This is a genomic window from Clostridioides sp. ES-S-0006-03, assembly GCF_020662275.1.
Classification (GTDB): Bacteria; Bacillota; Clostridia; order Peptostreptococcales; family Peptostreptococcaceae; genus Clostridioides.
Window position 1 is genome coordinate 100,781 of the sequence record NZ_JADGMM010000001.1, and the last position, 15,666, is coordinate 116,446.

13 protein-coding genes are annotated in these 15,666 nt (G+C 29.6%); 12 read left to right on the forward strand and 1 reads right to left on the reverse strand.

All coding sequences use genetic code 11. The features are described from left to right. Window positions 1-28: 28 nt before the first annotated feature. The 7 genes from IR151_RS00440 to IR151_RS00470 all read left to right on the forward strand — a co-directional run bounded on the left by IR151_RS00440 (window position 29) and on the right by IR151_RS00470 (window position 6,757). Complete coding sequence (locus tag IR151_RS00440) at window positions 29-961, forward strand: YIEGIA family protein (RefSeq protein ID WP_227432427.1); 933 nt, start codon at window positions 29-31, stop codon at window positions 959-961. A gap of 45 nt (window positions 962-1,006) precedes the next feature. After that, on the forward strand, window positions 1,007-1,939 hold the full coding sequence (locus IR151_RS00445) for a YIEGIA family protein (RefSeq protein ID WP_227432428.1): 933 nt from the start codon (window positions 1,007-1,009) through the stop codon (window positions 1,937-1,939). Between the two features lies 1 nt (window position 1,940). Next, window positions 1,941-2,141: a capping complex subunit for YIEGIA gene (locus IR151_RS00450; protein WP_227432429.1), complete on the forward strand. Its 201-nt coding sequence runs from the start codon at window positions 1,941-1,943 to the stop codon at window positions 2,139-2,141. Window positions 2,142-2,377: 236 nt separating this feature from the next. Further along, a complete protein-coding gene (locus tag IR151_RS00455) occupies window positions 2,378-3,706 on the forward strand; it encodes a DUF512 domain-containing protein (protein WP_227432430.1) in 1,329 nt (442 codons plus the stop codon). Between the two features lie 27 nt (window positions 3,707-3,733). Beyond that, a complete protein-coding gene (der, locus tag IR151_RS00460; RefSeq protein ID WP_255612844.1) occupies window positions 3,734-5,059 on the forward strand; it encodes a ribosome biogenesis GTPase Der in 1,326 nt (441 codons plus the stop codon). A 33-nt stretch (window positions 5,060-5,092) separates the two neighbouring features. Beyond that, the gene (gene plsY / locus IR151_RS00465) at window positions 5,093-5,707 is read left to right on the forward strand and encodes a glycerol-3-phosphate 1-O-acyltransferase PlsY (protein ID WP_227432431.1); all 615 of its coding nucleotides are present in this window, start codon (window positions 5,093-5,095) and stop codon (window positions 5,705-5,707) included. A 30-nt stretch (window positions 5,708-5,737) separates the two neighbouring features. Beyond that, on the forward strand, window positions 5,738-6,757 hold the full coding sequence (locus IR151_RS00470) for an NAD(P)H-dependent glycerol-3-phosphate dehydrogenase (protein WP_227432432.1): 1,020 nt from the start codon (window positions 5,738-5,740) through the stop codon (window positions 6,755-6,757). Window positions 6,758-6,831: 74 nt separating this feature from the next. Here IR151_RS00470 and IR151_RS00475 read toward each other — a convergent pair whose 3' ends face one another. Further along, window positions 6,832-7,482: a TetR/AcrR family transcriptional regulator gene (locus IR151_RS00475; protein ID WP_227432433.1), complete on the reverse strand. Its 651-nt coding sequence runs from the start codon at window positions 7,480-7,482 to the stop codon at window positions 6,832-6,834. A gap of 318 nt (window positions 7,483-7,800) precedes the next feature. Between IR151_RS00475 and IR151_RS00480 the strand changes: the two genes are divergently transcribed. The 5 genes from IR151_RS00480 (at window position 7,801) to IR151_RS00500 (ending at window position 15,627) form a co-directional block, all read left to right on the forward strand. Beyond that, window positions 7,801-8,940, forward strand: a complete 1,140-nt coding sequence (locus IR151_RS00480; protein ID WP_227432434.1) for a M24 family metallopeptidase — start codon at window positions 7,801-7,803, stop codon at window positions 8,938-8,940. Between the two features lie 14 nt (window positions 8,941-8,954). Next, a complete protein-coding gene (locus IR151_RS00485) occupies window positions 8,955-10,409 on the forward strand; it encodes an amino acid permease (protein WP_255612845.1) in 1,455 nt (484 codons plus the stop codon). A 162-nt stretch (window positions 10,410-10,571) separates the two neighbouring features. Then, complete coding sequence (locus IR151_RS00490; protein WP_227432436.1) at window positions 10,572-11,867, forward strand: MFS transporter; 1,296 nt, start codon at window positions 10,572-10,574, stop codon at window positions 11,865-11,867. A gap of 170 nt (window positions 11,868-12,037) precedes the next feature. Beyond that, window positions 12,038-13,513 carry a stage IV sporulation protein A gene (gene spoIVA, locus IR151_RS00495; RefSeq protein ID WP_227432437.1) on the forward strand — a complete coding sequence of 492 codons (1,476 nt, stop codon included), beginning with the start codon at window positions 12,038-12,040 and terminating at the stop codon, window positions 13,511-13,513. Window positions 13,514-13,695: 182 nt separating this feature from the next. After that, a complete protein-coding gene (locus IR151_RS00500; protein ID WP_227432438.1) occupies window positions 13,696-15,627 on the forward strand; it encodes a hypothetical protein in 1,932 nt (643 codons plus the stop codon). Window positions 15,628-15,666 lie beyond the last annotated feature (39 nt).

Genomic DNA, 15,666 nt, shown 5'->3' on the forward strand with positions numbered 1-15,666 from the left:
AAACTATATAAGAGAAGGAGCTGAGAAAATGGAAGAAAGCTTATTAGGTGCCAATTTATTTAGACACTCTTTTATAGTAGCAGTAATTATAGGAATATTATGTAGAGGATTAGTTTTAAGAGTTACAGACAAGCAATACCCATCGAGACCACAAGATTATTTAGAGCAAATAATAATATCAGGGCTTTCAGCTTCATTGGGTGCAATAGCATTACCTGCACTTATAGATAAGGAGTTTGCAGCATTAACATTTTTTGCAGTAGCGATACAACAATTTCAAGGTCTTGCAGAGCAGGAAAGAATAACATTAAAAAATATAGACAATGAAGAATTAGTACCAAAGGGAGATGCTTATGTAGAAGAAATAGCATCTACGTATGAATCTAGAAGTTATATCAGTCTTTTTTCTGCATTAGTATCTTCTATAGTTTATATTACTGTTTCAAAACGATATGACCTTAGCTTTATTTATTGTACAATACTAGCTGTTATAGCAGGAGCTTTGGTTGGTTTAATTTTTAGAAGGTTTCTAAGACGAAATAGTATAGCAGATATAGCAGATATAGTTCCTGCTGAAGTAAGTTTTGAAGGGCCTATTTTAAAAGTAAATGGTGTAATAATAACCAATATAGGTTTAGAGAATACAAGAGAAAAATATAAAAATGAATGTTTAGCTATAGAAATTATACCAAGAGATTTGGGTGCATTTGGGATAGTAAATGATATAGGACAAAGACAAGCTATAATACATAATCTATTTATTCATATGGGTATAGATAAAGATGTAGATGAGGTTGATATTGTAGCTATATCTAAAACTAACTTAGAAAAAAGCACTGTGGTTATACCATATATACCAATAATCAAGGATATAGATGTAATGATAGATGTAGTAAAAAGTACTCCTATCATAGAGACATCAAAAGGAAAACAGAGTGATTTTTCTAGAAAGACTTTGTAGATTTATAAGTGAACATTTTATATTAGATATTTTAGGAGTGATTTAATGGATAGAGTATTTTTTGTTGCAGTTATTATTGGTATAACATCAAGAGTTATAATGTTGAATTTAGACCAAAAACAGTACCCTACACAACCAAATGTTTTACTATCTCAGCTCATATTAGCCTTTGTTGCTTCGGCATTAGGAGCATTACTAGTTCCAGCTCTTATAAATCGTTCTTATACATCGATAACATTTTTATCTTTGGCAGCAGAACAGTTTAGACAAGTAAGAGCAAATAGAAGGAATACATTACAAAACTTAGAAGAAGTTCAACTTGTAAAAAGAGGAGCTGCATTTATAGAAGAGATAGCTAGAACTTATGAAGTAAGAAATTATATGTGCATAGTTACATCTTTTTTAACAATAGGATTATATTATGTAATTATTGAAGAAACTAAAATAAGTGAAGGTATGAGTTTGATAATAAGTTCAATTTGTGGTTTATTATTAGCTTTCATACTTAAAAAACTTCTTACTAGAAAAAGTATTGGAGATATAGCTGATGTAATGCCTGCTGATATTAGCTTCGTAAATGAATCTATATTGAAGGTGGGAGATTTAAAAGGAATAACAAATATAGGTCTAAAAAGTGATAGAGAAGTATATATTAATAGAGGTGTAGGAATACAAATAATTCCTAAAAATAGAGATTATGCTAATGCAGGAATATTATTTGATTCGGGTCAAAGACAAGCTATAGTGTACAATATATATTCAAGATTAGGTTTATATGGAGATTATGAAGAACCTGCATTTGTACCATTACCTAGACGAAATAAAGATGATGAAAGTATAATGATTGCTTATTTACCAATAGATAGGAATGTTGAAAAGGTAATGGAAGCTGTAAAATCATGTCCAATACTTTCAAGTTCTAAAGGTAAAAACTTATCACTGAAAAACTATAAAATAGGAAAGAAAGGAAGTGCATAAAATGGGAATGGATATAGGTCTAAATGAATATACCCTAGCAATAGTTACACTAGATAAAAATATGAGAAATGGTGGAGGTTGTCCAATATTTTATGCAAATGATGAAAAAGACTTGCAAAATAAGGCGATGCTCATGTCAAAGTGTGTAGGTGGAATGGTTCACGATATGACTAATGGAACATTAATAATAGTAAAGCATTAAAACGATAAGATACTTTTAAGAGCAAATAATGTTCAAATTTATAAAATATTTAAATTTGAATATTATTTGTTTTAATCTTTTTATAGCTATTTACTTATATTGACTATTAGAATTAAAATGTGTTATTATGACATGAAATGTTTAAAAATGCTATTGTAAAATATAATAAAGTAATAAACTGTATATGAAAATATATTATAATAAATATTGATGAATATAAAAGAGTGGTGAAAAAAATGGAAGTAAATGTAAAAAAAATAAATAATATTATAAGTAAAGTTTACAAAGATAGTATTGCAGAAGAAATAGGTATAGAAGTAGGAGATTTACTTATATCTGTAAATGAACAGCCAATACATGATATAATAGAGTATAGATTCTTACTAAGTGATGAGTATTTAGAGGTAGAGATACAAAAAAAAGATGGCGAAGTCTACATATATGAGATAGAAAAAGACTATGATGAAGATTTGGGTGTTGAATTTACAAATCCAATAATTGACCAAGCTAAAAGTTGTAGAAATAAATGTATGTTTTGTTTTATAGACCAATTGCCAGAAGGAATGAGAGAAACACTTTATTTTAAAGATGATGACTCAAGATTGTCTTTTTTACAAGGAAATTTTGTTACACTTACAAATATGAGCGAAGAAGATATAAATAATATAATTAAATACAGAATAAGTCCTATAAATATATCTGTGCACACAACTAATCCAGAATTAAGACAAAAAATGATAAGTAATAAATTTGCAGGAAAATTATATGGTATAATGAAGAGATTGGCAGATGCTCATATAGAGATGAACTGTCAAATTGTTTTATGTCCAGGTATAAATGATGGAAAGGAATTGGATAGAACAATAAAAGAATTAGCTCAACTTTATCCATATGTAAATAGTGTTGCTATAGTTCCAGTTGGAATTACAAAGCATAGAGAAAATTTAGTAGAATTAAATATATTTGATAATAAGGGTGCAAGTAAAACTATAGAGCAAATACATGAAATACAACAGATATATCTTGAGAAAATAGGAACTCGATTTGCATTTTTATCAGATGAATTTTATATATTATCTAGTAGAGAATTGCCTGGATATGAAGAGTATGAAGGATTTTTACAGTTTGAAGATGGTGTAGGTATGATACGTAAGTTAAAAACAGATATTGAAGAGTATCTAAACACATTGTCTGAGAATATTCTCAAAAAAGATAAAAAGGTATCAATAGCTACTGGACATTCTGCATATGAATTTATACAAAGTATGGCAGATGCTATGATGGACAAGTTTAAAAATCTTCAAATAGATGTTTATGAAATAAAAAACAAGTTTTTTGGAGAAACAATAACAGTATCAGGCCTTTTAACAGCTAAAGATTTAAAAGAGCAACTTGAGCATAAGGAATTGGGAGAAGCTCTTTATATAACAAGAAGTATGTTAAAAGCAGATGAAGAAATTTTCTTAGATAATATTGAACTAAATCAGTTAGAAGAACTTATGAAAATAAAAATTATCCCATGTTTAAATGAAGGAAAAGATTTTGTGGATAAAATTTTAAAATAGAAAACAAAAGATGGAAGGAGAAACAACATGAGTATAAGTAGGCCAGTTGTAGCTGTAGTTGGGAGACCAAATGTTGGTAAGTCTACAATATTTAATAAATTTGCAGGAAAAAGGATATCAATAGTTGAAGATACACCAGGAGTTACAAGAGATAGAATATTTGCAGAAGTAGAATGGTTAGATAAATATTTTACATTAGTAGATACAGGAGGTATTGAGCCTGATAGCGAAGATATAATATTATCTCAAATGAGAAATCAAGCTATGCTTGCAATGGATATGTCACATGTAATACTTTTTATAGTTGATGGCAAGGCTGGAATAACAGCTGCTGATAAAGAAATTGCTCAGATACTTAGAAAAACAAAAAAACCAGTAATTTTAGTGGTTAATAAAATTGATAGTCAAAGTCAGTTTGACAATATATACGATTTTTATGAATTAGGTTTTGGAACTCCTTTTGGAGTGTCAGGAGCCAATAGTATGGGATTTGGAGACTTATTAGATGAGATAGTTCAAAATTTTCCAGCAGGATTAGATACAGAGTATGAAGAAGATATAATAAGAGTAGCTATAACAGGTAAGCCAAATGCAGGAAAGAGTTCTATACTTAATAAGATATTAGGAGAAGAAAGAGTAATTGTAAGTCCAATTGCAGGAACTACTAGGGATGCAATAGATACTTATTTTGAAAAAAATGGACAGAAGTTTCTTCTTATAGATACAGCAGGGCTTAGAAGAAAGAGCAAAATATATGAGACGATAGAAAAATACAGCGTAATAAGAGCTATGAGTGCTGTAGATAGAGCAGATGTTGTGTTAATAGTTATAGACGCTTTGGAAGGCGTTACAGAACAGGATACAAAAGTTGCAGGTATAGCACATGATGAAGGCAAGGGATGTATATTTGTAGTCAATAAATGGGACTTAATAGAAAAAGATAATAAGACAATGAGTAATTACACAAAAGATATAAAAGAAAAATTCCCATTTATGATGTATGCTCCAATAGTATTTGTTTCTGCAAAGACTAATCAAAGAATGAATAAAATATTAGACACAGTTGAATATGTATCAAATGAGCATTCTAAGAGAATATCAACTTCAGCATTAAATGAAGTAATTGGAGAAGCTGTAATGTTAAATCAGCCACCATCTGATAAAGGTAGAAGATTAAAAATTTACTATGGAACTCAAACAGACATTAGACCTCCTAAAATTACTTTATTTATAAATGACAAGAACTTAACTCACTTCTCATATCAAAGATACCTTGAAAATAAGATAAGAGAAAACTTTGGATTTGAAGGAACTTCTATAAAGTTTGAGTATAGACAAAAAAATAAAAAGTAAATATCTAAAATATAACTAAAGGGGGTAAGTTCAGTGGAAATATTTAGTTATATAATTATTGCTGTAATTGCATACTTATTAGGCAATATATCAACTTCGTATATAGTTGCAAAGCGAATTGCTGGGGTTGATATAAGGACTCAAGGTTCGGGTAATGCAGGCTCGACAAATGTACTTAGAACACTTGGGAAAAGAGCAGGAGCAATGACTTTTTTAGGTGATGTTTTTAAAGGTGTAATTGCTGTTTTGATATCGGAAATTGCAGCAAAGTTGGTTGGTATAGATACTCTTTTAGCTGGATATCTAGCAGTTATATGTGTTGTAGCAGGTCATAATTGGCCAGCAGTTTTAGGATTTAGAGGGGGTAAAGGTGTTGCAACTTCACTAGGTGCAATGCTTGCTGTAAATCCAGCAATAACATTAATGTGTTTGGCAGTGTTTATATTGGTGGTAATTATAACAAAATATGTCTCATTAGGTTCTGTTGTTGGTATAGGTTGTTCACCAATATTTATGATTATAGCAAAAAATAAAGCAGGGTTAGTTGTAGCTTTGTTTTTAACCATATCAGTAATATATAATCACAGAGCAAATATAAAGCGATTATTAAATGGGACAGAAAGAAAAATTGGTCAAAAGAAAGAATAGTAAATATATTATACTCAGGTGGTGTTAAACATGGAGAAAGTATGTGTATTAGGTACTGGAAGTTGGGGAAGTGCATTAGCTTTAGGCCTTGCAAATAAAGGTAATGATGTTAGCATGTGGACTCGAAAAGAAGAACAAGCTAAAAAAATAAACAGGACTAAAGAAAATACAGACTATTTACCAGGAGTATTATTTCCACATAATATAACTATAAGTACTGATATAGAAAAAACTATAGAAAATTGCAAAGTAATAGTTTTAGCAGTTCCATCTCAAGCAGTAAGAAGTACTTGTGAAAAAATAAAACCCTTTGTAAAAGCTGGACAGATTATCGTTAATGTAGCAAAAGGTCTTGAAAAAGGCACTGGACTTAGATTGTCTCAGGTATGTGAAGAAGAATTGCCACAAAATCCATATGTAATACTATCTGGTCCATCTCATGCTGAAGAAGTAGCAAGAAATATACCTACTACAGTAGTAGTAGCCTCTAAAGAATTAAAAATAGCACAGAGTATACAGGATTTATTTATGAGCCCTAAACTTAGAGTTTATACAAATCCAGATATAGTTGGAGTTGAACTTGGAGGAGCATTAAAAAATATTATAGCTTTCGGTGCTGGTATATGTGATGGTTTAGGGTATGGTGACAATGCAAAAGCAGCTCTTATGACAAGAGGAATTAGTGAAATGAGTAGACTTGGTACTGCTATGGGAGCTAACATGTCTACATTTGCAGGCCTTTCAGGCATTGGAGATTTAATAGTTACTTGTACAAGCATGCATAGTAGAAATAGAAGAGCGGGTATACTTATAGGACAAGGTATGAGCTTAGAAGATACATTAAAAGAAGTAAAGATGGTTGTAGAAGGAATAACGGCTACTGAAGTAGCACATGATGTTGCTGAAAAGCTGAATATAGATATGCCAATAACTAATGCTATATATTCTGTGATAACTAAAGGTGCAAATCCTAAAGAAGTTGGAATAGAGCTAATGATGAGAAGCAAAAAGCACGAAATGGAAGAAGTAGTTTTAGGTGATGATATATAAATTTATTGCATAATAAAATAAAAAAATAATAGACGTGTTTTAGCCCTCTTTATATAAAGAGGGCTATTTTAATATTACTTAGCATGTTTTATTATGTATTCAATAGAAGAAATCATTTTCATAGTTAATTCATCATCATTAGAATTTTTTCCTGTGTTCTTTTTTAAGAATAATAGATTTTGATAAAAAGAAATAATTATATCATTGATTATGCCTAAATCTTTAGCTGGTATATATCCAGTATCTACAAGATTGTTCAACAGTATTTTATTTCTTTCTTTTATACTTTTTCCTGTAATCATTAAAGATATATCACTGTCATGAATACCTAAATCTTCTGGAAACATATCATAATATTGTTTTGTTATATAACTAAGCTCATCACTGGACAAGTTAAAAAATACCTGATAAAAAGCTTGGGCATTTTCAAAAGAATGTTTACAAAATAATTTCCACATAATTATATATTTCTTATATTCATCATTTACATTCTCTATACACCTCGAAATATTCAAGTTATAATCTTTAAAATATTTTATAGATGCAAATGATATTAGATGGTCTAAATTTTTAAAGTAGTTGTATAGTGTTGAACTGTTATAGCCAGCCATATCTGCAACCTTACGAAGTGTAATATTTTCTATTCCTTCATTTTCCATAATGTTTTGAGCAGCTTCTATGAAATACATCAATATCCTTTTCTTTTGTAACTCTTTATTTGTCATTTTATTCACCTACAAATAATCAATATAGTTTATATAATCGTGATTTTATCATTAAATTTACCATAAATCAAGAATAATATCCCAAAATATAATGTATACTTGTTATATTTTAGATAATTTAAAATCATAATAATATAAAAAATATTTTAAAATTAAATCATGATTGACAAAATAATCATGATTATGATAAAATAATCACAAATAAATTTAATTTACATACGAATACAACAATTAATAAAAATGTTAATAATTTTAAAATAATATGTTTATCTTTGTTGTGTTGAATAAATTATCTAAATATTGAGAAAGAGGTGCCCTATGTCAAATAATATGAGACTAGAAAGATTAAGAAAGTATATGAATGAAAAAAACATCGAAATTGCCCTAATATTTGAACCAGACAACCAATTTTATATTAGTGGATTTAAAGCAATAACTTACTCTAGACCAATTGTAACAGTAGTAACTCAAGATAAAATAGAATTAATAGTACCTGGATTAGAGGAGCTACATGCTAAAGAAGTTGCAAAAGTTGATAATGTATATGTATATTATGAAATACCAGAGATGAAAGAACATGGAATATCACATAAACATTACTTAGATATAATTTTAAATAGATATCCTAAAGGAATAACTGTTGGGATAGAAAAAGATATAGTATCTGCAAGCTTTTCAGAATATATAACTGAGAAATCATTTGCTATTAAAGATGTTGGAAGTAAAATATTTGAAATGAGATATGTAAAAGATGCAAGAGAGATAGAATTTTTAAAGATAGCTGGTTACTTATCTGATATAGGAATAAAAGGTTCTTTGGAAAATGTTAGAGTTGGGATGAGTGAATTGGAATTTGACGTTGCAGGGGATAATGCTTTACTAAAATATGTATCTGAAAATTATCCTGATACATATATCGGATTTGCAAACTGGACTTGTTCAGGCATCGATAGAACAGCACAACCACATTTAGACTCCAATACTAGGATACTTCAAAGAGGAGATATAGTAATACATAGTAGACAGGTTTGGTATGAAAACTATAGAGCAGAAAATGAAAGAACTTTTATTATAGGTAAGCCAACAGAAAGACAAAAGGAAGTATTTAAAATTGCAGTAGAAGCTCAACAAGCTGGATTAGATACAATAAAAGCTGGTATACCAGCAAGAATGGTGGATGAAGCAGCAAGAGCTGTTGTTGCAAAGCATGGTCTAGAGTTATATTCAAATCACAGAATTGGTCATGGTTTAGGTTTATCAGAACATGAGGAACCATATTTAAGATTTGACAATGAATTAATATTAGAAGAAGGAATGGTATTTTCTATGGAACCAGGAATATATATACCTGGAATTGGAGGATTTAGACATTCAGATACAGCAATAGTAGGTAAAAATAGTGCTACAATTATAACTAATTATCCAAGAAGTGTTGAAGAGCTTATACTTGATATTTAAATTAGTACATATGTATGAATTTAAGTAAATTTGAAATTGGAGGAATTACAGTGAAAAAGAAGATTGGATTTTGGGATTTAGTATTTATGAATATATCAGCATTATTTGGGATTAGATGGATAGCTAAATCTACTGCCTCTAGTTTTGGGTTGGGTCTTGGTTCGATACCAGTTTGGTTATTGTTTGCTTTTATATTCTTTGTTCCAGCATCACTTATATGTGCAGAGTTGGCTGCAACATATCCAAAAGATGGTGGACTTGGAGAATGGGTTAAACAGGCTTATGGAGAGAAGTGGGGATTTATGGTGTCATGGTTAAATTGGACATCAAAGATATTTTGGTATTCCTCATTCTTGACATTCTTAGCTATAAATATTGCTTATATGCTTGGAAATCCAGCTCTATCAAACAATAAGATGTTTATTTTAGTGCTTTCACTCATAATATTCTGGATGTTATCCTTAGTAAGTACTCGTGGAATGGCATTTGGAAAATTCTTTACAAATACAGGAGCATTAGGTTCTACAATTCCTGCTATATTACTTATAGTGATGGCATTTATGTCTGTAGTTATTCTCAAAAAAGCTCCATCAGCATCTGTATATACAATCCAAAATATAATACCAAAGATAGATGCTAATTCACTAGTTTCTATATCTGCTATAATATTTGCACTATCAGGAGCTGAAACAACTGCTAATTTCATAACCGAAATGGATAATGCTAAGAAAAACTTCCCTAAAGCTATATTGACAGTAGCTGTTTTAATAGGAGGAATCTATATCCTAGGTTCAGTAGCAATAACAATGATACTTCCTCCAGATGAAATTGCAGCATCGACAGGAATACTAGATGCGCTAGCTAAAGTTGCACAAGATTTAGGAATAGGAAGCTGGTTTATAAGAGTAGTAGCATTTGGGATAACTTTATCAGTACTTGGAGCACTAATACTTTATATAGCAGGTCCAGTAAAGATGCTTTTTGGAAATGTAAAAGAAGGTGTATTTCCTAAGCAATTAACTGTTACAAATAAACACAATATACCATCAAATGCTGTAGTAATTCAAGCTATAATAGTGAGTCTACTTCTTATAGGAACAAATTTACTGCCGTCAGTAGATAATATATATAATGTCCTTGTAACTATGACAGCATTAACAGCCTTGTTTCCATATGTATTACTTTTTACGTCATATATAAGACTTAGAAAGACAAGACCAAACGAAGAAAGACCATACTCAATTGCAAAAAGTGATTCAGTTTGTATCAATATAGCCAGAATGGTACTTGTAGTGACTGTAGTAGGGATACTTTTCTCAACAGCACCAGTTATGGAGACTTTAAAGGATAATATAGTCTATGAGATTGAAATGATAGGTGGAGGTCTTTTTGTTATAATAACAGGTTTAATGATATGGAAGAACTATGAAAAGAAGGTATCTAATAATTCTGGAGATTCCTATAAATAAAAATATAATTATTTTAGTGAACTAAAAGCGTATCTCTTTAGTTCACTAAAAATTATGGATAAATTAACTTAACATATCAATAAATCTATAATATATTGAAATGTTAAAAAATCAATAATTAGTTGTCATAAAAATTTATGAGTATTTACATAAGGAGGAAATATGTCAGTTGAAGTGAATAAACCAAGCATTTGGAAAAATTTCAAAGTCTTGATAATACTCTTTGTAGCAGGAGCCTTTATATATGCTTTACCATATTTAAAGAATTATTACTATGACACTTTTGCACAAGCATTTAATCTTACAAATACACAAATGGGGAGTTTAGGAAGCATTTATGGTCTACTTGCAATGGTATCATACCTTTTTGGTGGTTTCTTAGCAGACCGTATTTCAGCCAGAAAACTACTTTCAGGTTCTTTAATTATTACAGGGGTATCTGGTCTTGTATTAACGCTTTATCCTCCATATATTGTTGTATTTTTAATCCATGCTTTATGGGGAATAACAACAATACTTACTTTTTGGCCAGCTCTTGTAAAAGCTGTCAGGATGTTAGCATCTGAAAATGAACAAGGAAAAGCTTTTGGATTTATGGAAAGTGGTCGTGGAATTACCAATGCAATTCATTTATCTATAGTCTTAATATTATTTGGATATATTTCATCAAAAGTAAGTGATAAATCTGGTCTTACAGCTATTATAGTACTGTATTCAGCTATAAATGTAATAGTTGGATTATTAGTATTTTTTAAGTTAAAAGATAATGAAAAAGAGGTATCAGCCAAATTTGATAAAGAAGCTTTCTTTACAGTAATAAAAATGCCTCATACATGGATAATAACAATAATAATGTTTTGCTCATATTCAGCTAATATGTCATTTTATTATTTTACGCCGTATTCAACTGAAGCATTTGGAGCTACTGTAGTATTTGCATCTGCAATATCAATATTAGCTCAGTACTGTAGACCAGTAGCATCAGCTGCTTCTGGATTGCTTGGAGATAAAGTTGGTTCATCAAAGATTATATCTTATGGATTTATACTTATGATTGCAGGACTTTTAGGTGTAATCTTTACACCAACGAAATCTTCTATGATTTATGTACTATTGATTGGATGTGTTGCAATATATGTATCTATGTATGCAATTCAAGGTTTACATTATTCATTACTTGAAGAAGGTAATTATTCACTATCAATATCAGGAACTGCTATAGGTATAGTTGCTACATTAGGATATCTTCCAGAAGTACTTTGTCCTCTAGCAGCAGGAAAGATATTAGATGCATTTCCAGGTGTAACTGGATATAAGTACTACTTCATTGTTCTTACTATAGTAGCCATAATTGGATTGGTGTTTACATTTATATGGATGAATATGACTAAAGAAAGACGTAAAGAGCTTATTGAAATGAATAGTAAGTCAAATGAAAATACTACTAAAGTTAGTTAATATAATACATTACTATTTAGGCTAGCATTATAATTTAATTTACATTGAAATTTGCAAATTTCTATATGTAAACTAAATTAATATTGCTGGTCTTTATTTTTCTATTTTAAGAATATTAACCTCGAAATCTAAATATAATTTAATAAGATTAGATGTATAGGAGGAATAATATGAATAATAACATATACGAAGATATATCCAAAAGGACTCAGGGGGATATATATATTGGAGTAGTGGGGCCTGTAAGAACAGGAAAATCAACTTTTATAAGAAAGTTTATGGAAAAGTTGGTTATCCCAAATATAGACAATGAGTTCAAAAAAGATAGAACAAGAGATGAGATACCTCAAAGTGGTTCAGGCAAAACTATAATGACAGTAGAGCCAAAATTTGTACCAGCAGATGGTGTAGAAATTAAAATAAAAGACACAGTATCTTTAAAAGTGAGAATGGTAGATTGTGTTGGATACATAGTTGAAGGAGCTTTAGGTCATGAGGAAGGTGGAAAGCAAAGATTAGTATCCACTCCTTGGTCACAAGAAGCTATGACATTTGAGAAAGCAGCAGAGATAGGGACTAAAAAAGTTATAAAAGACCATTCTACAATAGGAATAGTTGTCTTGACAGATGGCTCAGTTACTGGTATTGATAGAAAAAGCTATGTAGAGCCAGAAGAGAGAGTTATACAAGAATTAAAAAATCTTAAAAAACCATTTGCTGTAGTTTTAAATACGTTAAGTCCTAGAAGTGAAGAAACAAGTCTGCTTAGAAATGAATTAGAGGAAAAATATGAGGTTCCAGTCCTTCCAATGAATATAGTTGAAATGGAAGATGAGGATATAGAAGAAGTTATGGAAACTGTACTATATGATTTCCCACTTACAGAAATAAGAATAAACTTACCTAAATGGGTGGAAGGTCTTGAGAGAAATCACTGGATAAAAAGCAGTATAATAACAACATTAAAACAGAGCATTATAGATATAGGTAAAATAAGAGATATAGAAGGAATTATGCAAGGTTTCTCTGAGTTAGATTTTTTAGATGATACAGGTGTTGACCATGTAGAGTTAGGGGAAGGTGTCATAAACATTGACTTACAAACAAAGCAAGATTTATTCTATAATGTCCTTGAAGAAAAAAGTGGATTTAAAATTGAAGGGGATTATCAATTACTTAGCCTGATAACTAGACTATCTAAAGTTAAAAATGAGTATGATAAGATAGAAAGCGCTTTAATAGATGCTAAGATAAAAGGATATGGAGTAGTAGCCCCTTCTTTAGAAGAACTTAGCTTGGAAGAACCAGAAATAATGAAACAAGGAAAACAGTATGGTATTAAGTTAAAAGCTAACGCACCATCACTTCACATTATAAAAGCAGATATATCTACAGAAGTTTCTCCTATAGTTGGAAATCAAAATCAAGGTGAGGAGATGATAAAATATCTTATGGAGGTATTTGAAGAGCAACCAGCAGATTTATGGGAATCAAATATGTTTGGGAAGTCACTTCATGATTTAGTAAAAGAACAGCTTCAAAGTAAATTGTATACTATGCCAGAGGAAATAAGAGTCAAGATGCAAAAGACTCTACAAAAAATTGTAAATGAAGGAAGTTCTAATATCATAACTATTTTGTTATAAAAATATAGCTACTTGTTAAAGTAAAATATTTGTTTACTTTAACAAGTAGCTTTTTATTTATAAAAATCAATAAAAGTTTTTATATAAATTGACAATAATTGATAATTGTGGAAAAATTATAATGAGTAAAGTATATTTTTAGACAAGGCTGTTTTAAGCTAAAAAAATTCTAGAGGTGTAGTATGAGAAAGTATGAGATATTTATTTTTGTAAATATAATATTTTTATGTTTTATAAGTTTTCCACATAAAGTCTTTGGACAAGAGGATAATTGCCTTGAAGATTTTAAAATATGGTATCAAGAAAATAAAAACAATACTGGAGAGATGGTCTACACTCTTTCTTGTGATATGGTGATAGATGAAGAATATAGGTTTTTCACTCCAGATGAAGCTAAACTCACAATAGATACTAATAAATATAAAATTTTAATAAAAGACCAAGGGAATTTTATAATTCAAGAAAATGAATTGAATATAGTAGGAGAGGGTGGAGAAGATGGAGTAATACATGTAGAAAAAGGAGGGAGATTAAATATAGGTATAGATAATATAATTGCTACCAACGGAACTGCCTTATATATTGAAGAAGGAGGTTATTTAAGATTTAGTTCATACTATGAAAGTATTGGAAATATAAGGGCAAATGGAAATAATGCTATAGGAATTTATTCTGAAAATGACATTAGAGTGCCATATAAGGATATAGAGGTAAGAGGGAAAAATGCTGTAGGAGTATATTGTAAAGGTGATATTGAGTTGGAAAGCACATCAGTAAGAGCTTATGATAATGACAACAAAACTAGATTATTAAGAAGTTCAGATAAAACTGTTAAATCAATTGTATCAAAAAGTAAAAATATTTATATAATTGATAGTTATAATGAGTTTATACCAGCCATATCTGAAGATTCTGGATATAATATTGTAAAATGTTGTCATAGGGGAATTAATGTATTTAGTGAAGAAATAAAAGTAAGTAAAGATGATAAAATAGAAAATATAAAATTTCCCAAAGATATGGTATTAGAAACATCTAGTAGTAATCAAATAGATATAGATGTAGAATGGGATTTTACTGATTATTATAAAAAGCTAAAAAAAGAAGAAAATTTTAGTATAACAGGAAAGTTTAAAACAGAAACATTAAATAAAGAAAAAATTATAATAAATGATGATGTTGTTCCTATTTTGAATATATCTGTTATAGAGAAAAAACCAATAGATAATTTGGAATTGGAATTTCAAAATACAAGAAATGGATATGTAGCTGCTTTGTATTATGACATGCCATATAGTGCAAGTAAAGTTTTTGTTGAATATTCAAGTGACGGAATAAATTGGATATCTGAAGAACAGGAGGATATTAGAGACCAAGCTATACTTTTCTTTGAAGATTTTAAGCTGCGTTGTTTTAGAGTAAGAGTGGAAGGAGGATTAAAAGAAGGGTATTCAAATATAGTTTTTAAACCAGGATTTATAACGGGAGGTGGCGATAGCCAAGAGACACCAGATGATGAACGGGAAAATGATGATATTGATGGAGACCGTGGTGGTGGCGGTAGAGATGACCCAGATAGAGAAGATTCTGAGATTATTGGAGATACAAATGACAATAATGAGAATGAAGCTATTGATAAGCAAAGACCTGAAGATTCTAATAAAGATACAGAATCTAATGATGAAGAAAAAGACAATAAACTTCAGCAAGATGAAAAAAATGATAAGTCAGATGAAAAAGATATTAAGACAGAGAATGAAACAAACAAAAACATTAATAATCAAGACAAAAACTTTAAGAGTAATGATTTAATCATGAAAAATAAAATTGAAAGTAGTTTAAAGGAAATATTAACAGAAAGTCATAATGAAAATTATAAATCTCCTCAAAATACATTTAATGACGATAATGCCTTAAATCGAGAAGATACTTCTGAAGTAGGTAAGTTTAATGATAAATTAGACTCTCCTTCTCAATCACAGAATAAAACTCAAAATTTTAATAGTGGAATCATCATTGGAATTGGAATTGTAGTTTTAATCATGCTATGTTCAATAATAGCAGTAAATCCTGGTATCATAAAGTATATAAATAAATTTATAAAATTTAAATAGTAAAATAAGTAAAATTGTTTAAAATAACTCAATTTTATT

Coding starts and splice junctions, on each gene's coding strand:
- IR151_RS00440 (WP_227432427.1), top strand. CDS start 29: ATGGAAGAAAGCTTATTAGGTGCCAATTTATTTAGACACTCTTTTATA.
- IR151_RS00485 (WP_255612845.1), top strand. CDS start 8,955: ATGAATTTAAGTAAATTTGAAATTGGAGGAATTACAGTGAAAAAGAAG.
- IR151_RS00475 (WP_227432433.1), bottom strand. CDS start 7,482: ATGACAAATAAAGAGTTACAAAAGAAAAGGATATTGATGTATTTCATA.
- IR151_RS00480 (WP_227432434.1), top strand. CDS start 7,801: ATGTCAAATAATATGAGACTAGAAAGATTAAGAAAGTATATGAATGAA.
- IR151_RS00450 (WP_227432429.1), top strand. CDS start 1,941: ATGGGAATGGATATAGGTCTAAATGAATATACCCTAGCAATAGTTACA.
- IR151_RS00500 (WP_227432438.1), top strand. CDS start 13,696: ATGAGAAAGTATGAGATATTTATTTTTGTAAATATAATATTTTTATGT.
- IR151_RS00490 (WP_227432436.1), top strand. CDS start 10,572: ATGTCAGTTGAAGTGAATAAACCAAGCATTTGGAAAAATTTCAAAGTC.
- der (WP_255612844.1), top strand. CDS start 3,734: ATGAGTATAAGTAGGCCAGTTGTAGCTGTAGTTGGGAGACCAAATGTT.
- IR151_RS00455 (WP_227432430.1), top strand. CDS start 2,378: ATGGAAGTAAATGTAAAAAAAATAAATAATATTATAAGTAAAGTTTAC.
- IR151_RS00470 (WP_227432432.1), top strand. CDS start 5,738: ATGGAGAAAGTATGTGTATTAGGTACTGGAAGTTGGGGAAGTGCATTA.
- spoIVA (WP_227432437.1), top strand. CDS start 12,038: ATGAATAATAACATATACGAAGATATATCCAAAAGGACTCAGGGGGAT.
- IR151_RS00445 (WP_227432428.1), top strand. CDS start 1,007: ATGGATAGAGTATTTTTTGTTGCAGTTATTATTGGTATAACATCAAGA.